The sequence below is a fragment of the Streptomyces sp. NPDC087901 genome (genome assembly GCF_044742205.1).
Taxonomy (GTDB): domain Bacteria; phylum Actinomycetota; class Actinomycetes; order Streptomycetales; family Streptomycetaceae; genus Streptomyces.
Genome location: NZ_JBIUUC010000017.1, coordinates 176,678 through 185,086 on the forward strand (window position 1 = coordinate 176,678; position 8,409 = coordinate 185,086).

The 8,409-nt window shown below is 69.9% G+C and carries 7 protein-coding genes; 3 read left to right on the plus strand and 4 right to left on the minus strand.

The features are described from left to right. Positions 1-270: 270 nt before the first annotated feature. Both ACIOEW_RS35960 and groL read left to right on the plus strand, forming a co-directional pair. Positions 271-477, plus strand: coding sequence for a cold-shock protein (locus tag ACIOEW_RS35960; RefSeq protein ID WP_003967346.1), 207 nt, complete (start codon positions 271-273; stop codon positions 475-477). A gap of 370 nt (positions 478-847) precedes the next feature. Beyond that, positions 848-2,473: a chaperonin GroEL gene (groL, locus tag ACIOEW_RS35965; RefSeq protein ID WP_219573636.1), complete on the plus strand. Its 1,626-nt coding sequence runs from the start codon at positions 848-850 to the stop codon at positions 2,471-2,473. 119 nt (positions 2,474-2,592) lie between these two features. On the opposite strand, the gene ACIOEW_RS35970 is transcribed toward groL, so the two are convergent. After that, positions 2,593-3,309 (minus strand): TetR/AcrR family transcriptional regulator, encoded by a 717-nt coding sequence (locus tag ACIOEW_RS35970; protein ID WP_362556054.1) that lies wholly within the window; start codon positions 3,307-3,309, stop codon positions 2,593-2,595. Between the two features lie 108 nt (positions 3,310-3,417). On the opposite strand from ACIOEW_RS35970, the gene ACIOEW_RS35975 reads away from it, so the two are divergent. Further along, on the plus strand, positions 3,418-5,100 hold the full coding sequence (locus ACIOEW_RS35975) for a CocE/NonD family hydrolase (RefSeq protein WP_401969238.1): 1,683 nt from the start codon (positions 3,418-3,420) through the stop codon (positions 5,098-5,100). Between the two features lie 7 nt (positions 5,101-5,107). Here ACIOEW_RS35975 and ACIOEW_RS35980 read toward each other — a convergent pair whose 3' ends face one another. The 3 genes from ACIOEW_RS35980 to ACIOEW_RS35990 all read right to left on the minus strand — a co-directional run bounded on the left by ACIOEW_RS35980 (position 5,108) and on the right by ACIOEW_RS35990 (position 7,884). After that, complete coding sequence (locus ACIOEW_RS35980; RefSeq protein ID WP_401969240.1) at positions 5,108-6,958, minus strand: DUF4157 domain-containing protein; 1,851 nt, start codon at positions 6,956-6,958, stop codon at positions 5,108-5,110. 195 nt (positions 6,959-7,153) lie between these two features. Continuing rightward, positions 7,154-7,600 (minus strand): DUF4232 domain-containing protein, encoded by a 447-nt coding sequence (locus tag ACIOEW_RS35985; RefSeq protein WP_401969258.1) that lies wholly within the window; start codon positions 7,598-7,600, stop codon positions 7,154-7,156. After that, positions 7,525-7,884, minus strand: a complete 360-nt coding sequence (locus ACIOEW_RS35990; protein WP_401969243.1) for a hypothetical protein — start codon at positions 7,882-7,884, stop codon at positions 7,525-7,527. The genes ACIOEW_RS35985 and ACIOEW_RS35990 overlap by 76 nt, the downstream gene beginning before the upstream one ends. Positions 7,885-8,409 lie beyond the last annotated feature (525 nt).

Sequence of the window (8,409 nt, forward strand, 5' to 3'; positions counted from 1 at the left end):
ATGCAGCCAAAGTACGTGAGCCCCTTGCGCCATAAGTCGCCTTTGCCTGGCCTGACTTGCCCTGGAATCTCATGAATCCCACACATTCGGGCGATCGGTGCTGCTCAGATTTCTCGTCCGATTGACCTGTTGCAGAGGGCAGTTGGGCAGATACATTCGGCCGCGGTCGACGCGTTCCGGCGCACACACCCTCTCCTGTCGGAGGGTGAGTTCTGACCCGGGCCCGCGAAGTGCGGTCCCGTGCAAGGGCCAGTAATAGGGGAGTTAGGCATGGCTCAGGGCACCGTCAAGTGGTTCAACGCGGAGAAGGGGTACGGCTTCATCGCGGTCGACGGTGGTGCGGATGTTTTCGTCCACTACAGCGCGATCCAGATGGACGGGTACCGCACCCTCGAAGAGGGTCAGCGAGTTGAATTCGAAATCTCGCAGGGCCAGAAGGGGCCGCAGGCGGACATGGTCAAGCTCGCCGTCGGCTGAGCCCGGCCTGTCACCACGCAGTCGGCCAACGACACTACTCACGCACGGAGGGCCCGTACCCCTGGGGTACGGGCCCTCCGTGCGTCCCGGGACGCTTTCGCGGCACCCCCGGGCGCTTCCGCGCCGTCCCGGGACGCTCCCGCGGGCCCCTTTGCGGCTGTCCACACTCCGGAGGGGGACGCTTGCACTCTCGGGGGTCGAGTGCTAATTATTGGCTTAGCACTCTCTGGGTGAGAGTGACAGAAACTTGGACCGGGCCGGTGAGGCCCGCAGGTCTGCCGGGGCAAGGAACCGGCAGACAGGCAGGCCGTCCGTCGCGGGCGCCTCTCGGTCCGGAGAAATCCACCCCTGTCCGGGAGGACCACTTCATATGGCCAAGATCATCGCCTTCGACGAGGAGGCCCGGCGCGGTCTTGAGCGCGGCATGAACCAGCTCGCCGACGCCGTCAAGGTCACCCTCGGCCCCAAGGGCCGCAACGTCGTCCTTGAGAAGAAGTGGGGCGCCCCCACGATCACCAACGATGGTGTTTCCATCGCCAAGGAGATCGAGCTGGAGGACCCGTACGAGAAGATCGGTGCGGAGCTGGTCAAGGAGGTCGCCAAGAAGACGGACGACGTCGCCGGCGACGGTACGACCACCGCCACCGTTCTCGCTCAGGCGCTCGTCCGCGAGGGCCTTCGCAACGTGGCCGCAGGTGCCAACCCGATGGCGCTCAAGCGGGGCATCGAGAAGGCCGTCGAGGCCGTCTCCGCCGCCCTCCTGGAGCAGGCCAAGGACGTGGAGACCAAGGAGCAGATCGCTTCGACCGCCTCCATCTCCGCCGCTGACACCCAGATCGGCGAGCTCATCGCCGAGGCCATGGACAAGGTCGGCAAGGAAGGCGTCATCACCGTCGAGGAGTCCCAGACCTTCGGTCTGGAGCTCGAGCTCACCGAGGGTATGCGCTTCGACAAGGGCTACATCTCGGCGTACTTCGCCACGGACATGGAGCGCATGGAGTCGTCCCTGGACGACCCGTACATCCTGATCGTGAACTCGAAGATCAGCAACGTGAAGGACCTCCTTCCGCTGCTCGAGAAGGTCATGCAGTCCGGCAAGCCGCTGCTGATCATCGCCGAGGACGTCGAGGGCGAGGCCCTGTCGACCCTGGTCGTCAACAAGATCCGTGGCACCTTCAAGTCCGTCGCCGTCAAGGCCCCGGGCTTCGGTGACCGCCGCAAGGCCATGCTCGGCGACATCGCCATCCTCACCGGTGGCACCGTCATCTCCGAGGAGGTCGGCCTCAAGCTGGAGAACGCCGGTCTCGACCTGCTCGGCCGCGCCCGCAAGGTCGTCATCACCAAGGACGAGACGACGATCGTCGACGGCGCCGGTGACAGCGACCAGGTTCAGGGTCGCGTCAACCAGATCCGTGCCGAGATCGAGAACTCCGACTCGGACTACGACCGCGAGAAGCTCCAGGAGCGCCTCGCGAAGCTGGCCGGCGGCGTGGCCGTCATCAAGGCCGGTGCCGCGACCGAGGTCGAGCTCAAGGAGCGCAAGCACCGCATCGAGGACGCGGTGCGCAACGCCAAGGCCGCCGTCGAGGAGGGCATCGTCGCCGGTGGTGGCGTGGCTCTGCTCCAGGCCTCGGCCGTCTTCGAGAAGCTCGAGCTCACGGGTGACGAGGCGACCGGCGCCAACGCCGTCAAGCTGGCGCTGGAGGCTCCGCTCAAGCAGATCGCCGTCAACGGTGGTCTCGAGGGTGGCGTCGTCGTCGAGAAGGTGCGCAACCTGCCGATCGGTCACGGCCTCAACGCCGCGACCGGCGAGTACGTCGACATGATCGCCGAGGGCATTCTCGACCCGGCGAAGGTCACGCGCTCCGCCCTGCAGAACGCCGCGTCCATCGCCGCGCTCTTCCTCACCACCGAGGCCGTCATCGCCGACAAGCCGGAGAAGGCCGCTGCCGGCGGCGCTCCGGGCGGCATGCCGGGCGGTGACATGGACTTCTGATCCTGACGGATCGGTAGCTCCTGCACAGCTGTACACGACACCGGCCCCCGGGGATTCGTCCCCGGGGGCCGGTGTCGTTGTGCGTACGGGCCGGCCACGCGGTGCGCGGCCCGCTCCGGTCAGCCCGCGTCGAGGCCGTCGACCAGCCGGTTCAGGAAGCGGGCGAACGTGGCGTCGGGGGTGACCGGGCGCCCGGCCGAGGCGAGGGCCTCGGCGAGTTCCGGGTGGTGGCCGTCCGTGGCGACGGCGGCGAGGTAGAGCGCCTCGGCCGCGGCCCGGTCCGGTGACAGGGCGGCCTCGGTCTGCGCCACCTCGTGGGCCACGTGCCCGGCCACGAACGCGGTGAGCTGGGCGAAGACCTCCAGCCGGGCGCCGCCGTCCAGGCCGCTGGGCCGCAGGGCGGCCAGGGCGTGTTCCAGGAAGGCGAGGGTGCGGGGGCCGAGGGTGCGGCGGGCGGGCACGGCGGTGGCCAGCCAGGGGTGGCGGAGCATGTGGTCGCGCTGGAGATGCCCGATGGCCTTGAGGTCGGCCCGCCAGTCGCCGGTGAGCGGACCGGACGCCGGAAGTTCACCGTTGACGTGGTCGATCATCAGGTCCAGCAGCGTCTCCTTGTCGGGGGCGTAACTGTAGAGCGACATGACGCCGGCGCCCACCTCCGCGGCGACCCGTCGCATGGTGACCGCGTCGATTCCCTCGGTGTCGGCCAGGGCGACGGCCGCCACCGTGATCGCCTCGCGGCTGAAGGCGGGCCTGCGCCCCCGGCGGGGCCGGTCCGGGGTCAGCCAGAGTTCTCGGGGGTCGACGCCGGTGGCGCCGGCCCCTTCGGCACGGGTCACGATCCTGCTGTTCCCTTCCTCACTGCTGCGGCTCTTGTCTGTCACTCATCCAAGCATCCACTATTCTCGTACACAGTACGAGAATGCATGGAGCGATGGAGGCGAACGATGACATCACGCACGCACGACGCCCTGCCGAGGCCCGCCTGGACGCCGTCGGCCGCGAAGCCCCCGCTCTCCGCCCGGATGATGCGGGCCACCTGGCGCGGGCTTCCGGCCGCACGGCACAAGGCCTGCTGGGAGCCGGGGCTGACCGTTCCCGCCGCCGACGGCAGCCCCCTGATCACGGACCACTACTTCCCCCGTGACGAGGGCGACTTCCCCACCCTCCTCGTGCGCTCGCCCTACGGGCGCGGCGTGCCGTGGTCGCCCCAGTACGGCATCCTCTTCGCCGAACAGGGCTTCCACGTGATCCTGCAGAGCTGCCGCGGCACCGGCGGCTCGGGCGGCACCTTCGACCTCTGGCGCAACGAGGCCGCCGACGGCCTCGCCACGGTGAACTGGCTGCGCGAACAGCCCTGGTTCAACGGCACACTCGGCACGGTGGGACCCAGCTACCTCGGCTACGTCCAGTGGGCGCTGGCCCTGGACCCGCCGCCGGAACTGAAGGCCATGGTGGTCCAGGTCGGCCTGCACGACCCGTACGCCCTCTTCCACACCGACGGCGCCCTCCACCTGGAGAACGCGCTCGCGGTCGGCGCCGGCATGACGTACCAGCACCGCGGCATGCGGCCGTTCATCAAGGCGGCGCTGCGCCTGAAGCGCCACCTGAGCGACATCGTCACCGCCCGCCCGCTCCGGGGTGCGTACACGGCCGGACTCGGGCAGGAAGTGCCCTGGCTGGACGACGTGATGACGCACCCGGACGCGGACGACCCGTACTGGCAGGGCGCGTCCGCGGGAGAGGCGGCCGGGCGGCCGGGCATCCCCACCGCCCTGGTCACCGGCTGGCACGACGCCCTCGTCGACCAGACCTTCCAGCAGTACGCACGGCTGCGCGCGGCAGGCGGCGATGCCGCCCTGCTCGTCGGCCCCTGGACCCACACCTCCGCCCTGCAGAAGGGCTGGCCCGAGGTGTTCGCCGAGAGCCTGGCATGGTTCCGCGCCCACCTGTGCGACGACCCCTCGGAGCTGCGCCCCACCCCCGTACGCGTCCACACGGGCGGTGCGGACGCGGCCTGGCAGGACCTCGACGCGTGGCCGCTCACCCCCGCCACCACCTCGTGGTACCCGACCGCCGACGGCCATCTCACCCGGCAGCCGCCCACGGACACCGCGCCCCTGGCCACCTTCCGCCACGACCCGGCCGACCCCACCCCCTCGGTCGGCGGCCCCCTGCTCTCCACCACGGCAGGCCCCCGGGACAACGCCACCCTGGAGTCCCGCGACGACGTCCTCACGTTCACCGGCCCGGTCCTGACCGAACCCGTCACTGTCCTGGGCGCGGTCTCCGCGAGGATCAGTGCGTCCACGGACACCGGGTTCGGGGACGTCTTCACCCGGCTGTGCGACGTGGACGCGGCGGGCCGCTCCACCAACGTCTGTGACGGGCTCGCCCAGTTGCGTACGTCAGGTGAGGACCCGGCACACGTCACGGTCCCGATGAGCGTCACCGCGTACCGCTTCGCCGCAGGCCACCGCATCCGCTGGCAGCTCAGCGCGGGCGCGCACCCGCGCTTCGCGCCGAACCCAGGTACGGGCGAATCCAGAGTGGACGCACGGGAGTTCGTGCCGGTGCGCGTCACCGTTCACGCGGACTCCGCGCTCATGCTGCCGCAGAGCGAGGAGTGAGCACCGGCTACCGGGCCAGCGCCTCCACCAGCACGCGGGGCAGGAAGGTGGAGGTCGGGACGCCGACCTCCACGCAGAAGTCGGACAGTTTCATTCCGGCGGCGTCGGTATCGAGCTTCCGGTTCCGGTAGATGTTCTGGCTCACCCGGTACCGGGTGGGCGAGACTTCCTCGACGGGGATCGATCCGGCGTATCCGGGCAGGGTGAGGGCCCCGTTGTTGACGCGGCCGCCGGCGGGCAGATCGAATTCCATGGCCCCGTTGAGGGACTGGGCGCCGGGCAGGAGATCGGCGAGCGACACCTTCTCGTTCGTGACGACTGTCTCCTGCGCGGTGTTCAGCTTGATGTAGATGAACGAGCCCTTGATCTCCATGGGGTGGATCGGCTGGCCGTAGTAGAAGAACTTCGTCTTCTCCTCGTTCTGGGTGATCCCGGTGTACCGCCCGTTCGCGATCTGGTCCATCCGCATCATGAAGTACGTGTAGTCCCGCATGTGGTCCCGGCCCAGGGCGCCGGCCAGCCGGTCCACCTCTGCCACCGATGTCACCTCGGTCCAGGCCCCGGCGTCGAACGGGCGCGGGGTGGCGTTCACGGTGATGCTCAGGATGTCGCGCAGAAGGCGAGCCTGCTTCTTCGTGTCCTGGGCCGCGTTCGCGGCCTTCAGCTGGTCTCCCAGAGCGGTGAGATTCGTGAACCGGGCATCGCCGAGCGGAGAGAAGTCCCGGCCGTCGTAGTCCGTGTCCTCCCCGCTGCCGGTCGGTTCCGCGCGGATGCTGGTGTTGGGGCCGAGGAACTGGTTGCCGCCCTGCCACTCGTAGAAGGCATGGCGGATCTCGTTGAGGTTGTTTCCCAGGAATTCGGCCGTGTCGCCCCCGCCCGTCCTGACCAGTGCGGCGCGGAACCTGGTCCTGAAGTCGTCCCGGTTCAGGTGCGCCGGAATCTCGACCTTCAGGTTCTCCAGCATCGTGTCGGTGATCACCTCGGGAACCGCTCTGCGCAGCAGCTCCGCCCGTTTCCCGGGGTCCATGGAGTCCAGCGCACCGCTCAGTTGGGAGTGGGCGACGACGTGGTGCGCGGTCAGCTCCCACCCGTTGTGCTCGCCGCCGGCGGCGTGCGGGTTGGCGCTGCGCATCCGCTGCACGGACGGTTCGCCGGAGCCGTGCGCGGGGGCCGTGGCCTCCGCCGCTTCACGGACCGGGGCGCTGCCGGACAGGACGCGCGTCGCCTGCGCCTCCGCTTCCCGTTCGAACCGGTCGGAGGGGTCGGAGACCCGGAGGCCGCCCCCGTTGTCGTTGCCGCTCACCGGCCCCTGGCGCTGCTGGATGACGTGGGTCAGCTCATGGGCCAGGGTATGCCGGTCGCCCCCGCCGTCGCCCAGCACGATGTGGCTTCCCGAGGTGTACGCGCGAGCGCCGATCTCGGCGGCGGAGGTGCGGGCGGCGCCGTCGTTGTGGATGCGGACGTCGGTGAAGTCGGCGCCGAACCGAGCTTCCATGTCCGTACGGGTTCCGCTGTCCATCGGCTGTCCGGCGGAACGCAGCACGTCGTGGACGGCGGAGCGCTGCACGTCGTGGACGGCGGAGCGCTGCACGTCGTGGACGGCGGAGCGCTGCACCGAGGCCTGTCCGTCCTGCTCATGCCCGCAGCCCGCGCCGTGGCGGTGTGTCTCCTCGGTCCCGGGGTGGCCCGCCTGCCGCAGCATCTGGACCACGGCCGCGTTCCCGATCGCGCGCGGAAGCGGGAGCAGTCCGCGCGGGGCGGCGGTCTCGGCACTCTCCGGCGCACGAGAAGGCTTGCGCGCCGTCGGACGATCCGTTCCGGCGTCGTCGTGGGCGGGCTTGGAGGCGTGCGGGCGCATCCGGGTGACCTTCCGGGCTGGGCGGAGTGAACCTTTCCTGTATACCCGGGACATACAGGGCGGGACCAGGCCCCCTGAGGGCAGAGCGCGTTGCCCGGCGGGGCGGCGGGTCAGCAGCTGATGGGGCTGCTGACCCGGGTGCACGAGGCGCAGAGGTTTCACTCCCGACGTGCACCGAGCCGTCGTGGGGAGCGGTCAGAGCTGGTTGATCGGGCGCATGGCCAGGCCCTCGGTGCCGGCCCATCCGTTCACCCGGGCCGCGTCGTCGTAGGAGACGGAGCGGAGACCGCCCGGCAGGTCGAAGGTGAGGGTGCCGCTGAGTTCGGTGCCCTCACCGGCGACCAGGGTGGCGGTGAACCGAGTGGCCTGGTCGTACTCCGCCTCGCCTCCCTCGTCGTTGCCGAAGACGTACAGGCCGGCGTACGCCTTGCCGCCTGCCTCGACGACGACGGGCTCGGTGTCCGGCTCTTCGAGCGGTTCGACGGTCGGAGCGCTGTCACCGGCTCCGAGCCGCACGAGCGGTGCGTCGTTGAGGACGCACGGTGAGGTGCTGCCGTTGGTGACCGTCAGCAGGAAGTGGCGGGGGTCTCCCCGGACGCGTCCTGAAGCTCGACCACGGTCTTGAGGTCGGTGGCCTTGCAGTCCTGGTGGCTGGTGCCGTTGCCGCCGCCGGTTTCGCCACTGTCCCCGGTCGCTTCGTCCGTCGCGCCGCTGCCGGACCCGGTCCCGGAGTCACCTGAGGGCTCGGTGCCCTTCGACGGACTTCCCTCCGCCGAGGCGGAGTTCGACGGGGCGGCGGACTCGTCGTCACCCCCGGAGGGCTCGCAGGCGGTGGCCGCCAGCAGGGCCGCGACCATGCCCGCCCCCAGAAGGGTGCTGCGCAGCGCCCGACGTACTGAACCGGATCTGAACGTCCCTGAGTTCATGGTGCATTCCTCTTCCCCCGTGACCGGCCCCAGGGCCGGCCTGTGTGCAAGCGATACAGGCGAGTGTGACCGTGGCCGAGGAGTGGGGTCACGCGGAATCCGGATCTGTTACCGCCCTCGGATGAACCGCCGACCGTGGCGTGACGATGTGCGGAGCGGCCAAGATCGCTGGTTGGGGCGGGTGTTGAGGGTGGGGGTGTGTCAGCGCTGTGCGGCGACCGCGCTTTCGGTCTCCTTGAGCGCGAGATCGGGGCGGTCCTTCGGGACGTCGTGGGAGCTTCCCTTGGCGGTGACGAGCGTGCGCTGCGGCCCGTCGTGGACGAACGTGGCGGCGGCGTCCCGCCAGCGCTGGGCGTCCTCGGGGGGTGAATCGGTTCATCGCAGAACCCGGCTGGCACGCGTGTGGGTGGTGCGCCTGAGGCGCGTGCGCGGGGGGGTGCCCCTATCTCTTTGGTCAAGGGTGCGGGTTGCTGGTGGGTGAGGATGTGGGCATGACGACCTGGTTCCGCACCTACTACGAAGACG

What these genes read in the sequence shown, in the direction of transcription:
- ACIOEW_RS35990 (WP_401969243.1), bottom strand. Translation starts at nt 7,884, where the DNA reads ATGAACTCAGGGACGTTCAGATCCGGTTCAGTACGTCGGGCGCTGCGC.
- ACIOEW_RS35960 (WP_003967346.1), top strand. Translation starts at nt 271, where the DNA reads ATGGCTCAGGGCACCGTCAAGTGGTTCAACGCGGAGAAGGGGTACGGC.
- ACIOEW_RS35975 (WP_401969238.1), top strand. Translation starts at nt 3,418, where the DNA reads ATGACATCACGCACGCACGACGCCCTGCCGAGGCCCGCCTGGACGCCG.
- groL (WP_219573636.1), top strand. Translation starts at nt 848, where the DNA reads ATGGCCAAGATCATCGCCTTCGACGAGGAGGCCCGGCGCGGTCTTGAG.
- ACIOEW_RS35980 (WP_401969240.1), bottom strand. Translation starts at nt 6,958, where the DNA reads ATGCGCCCGCACGCCTCCAAGCCCGCCCACGACGACGCCGGAACGGAT.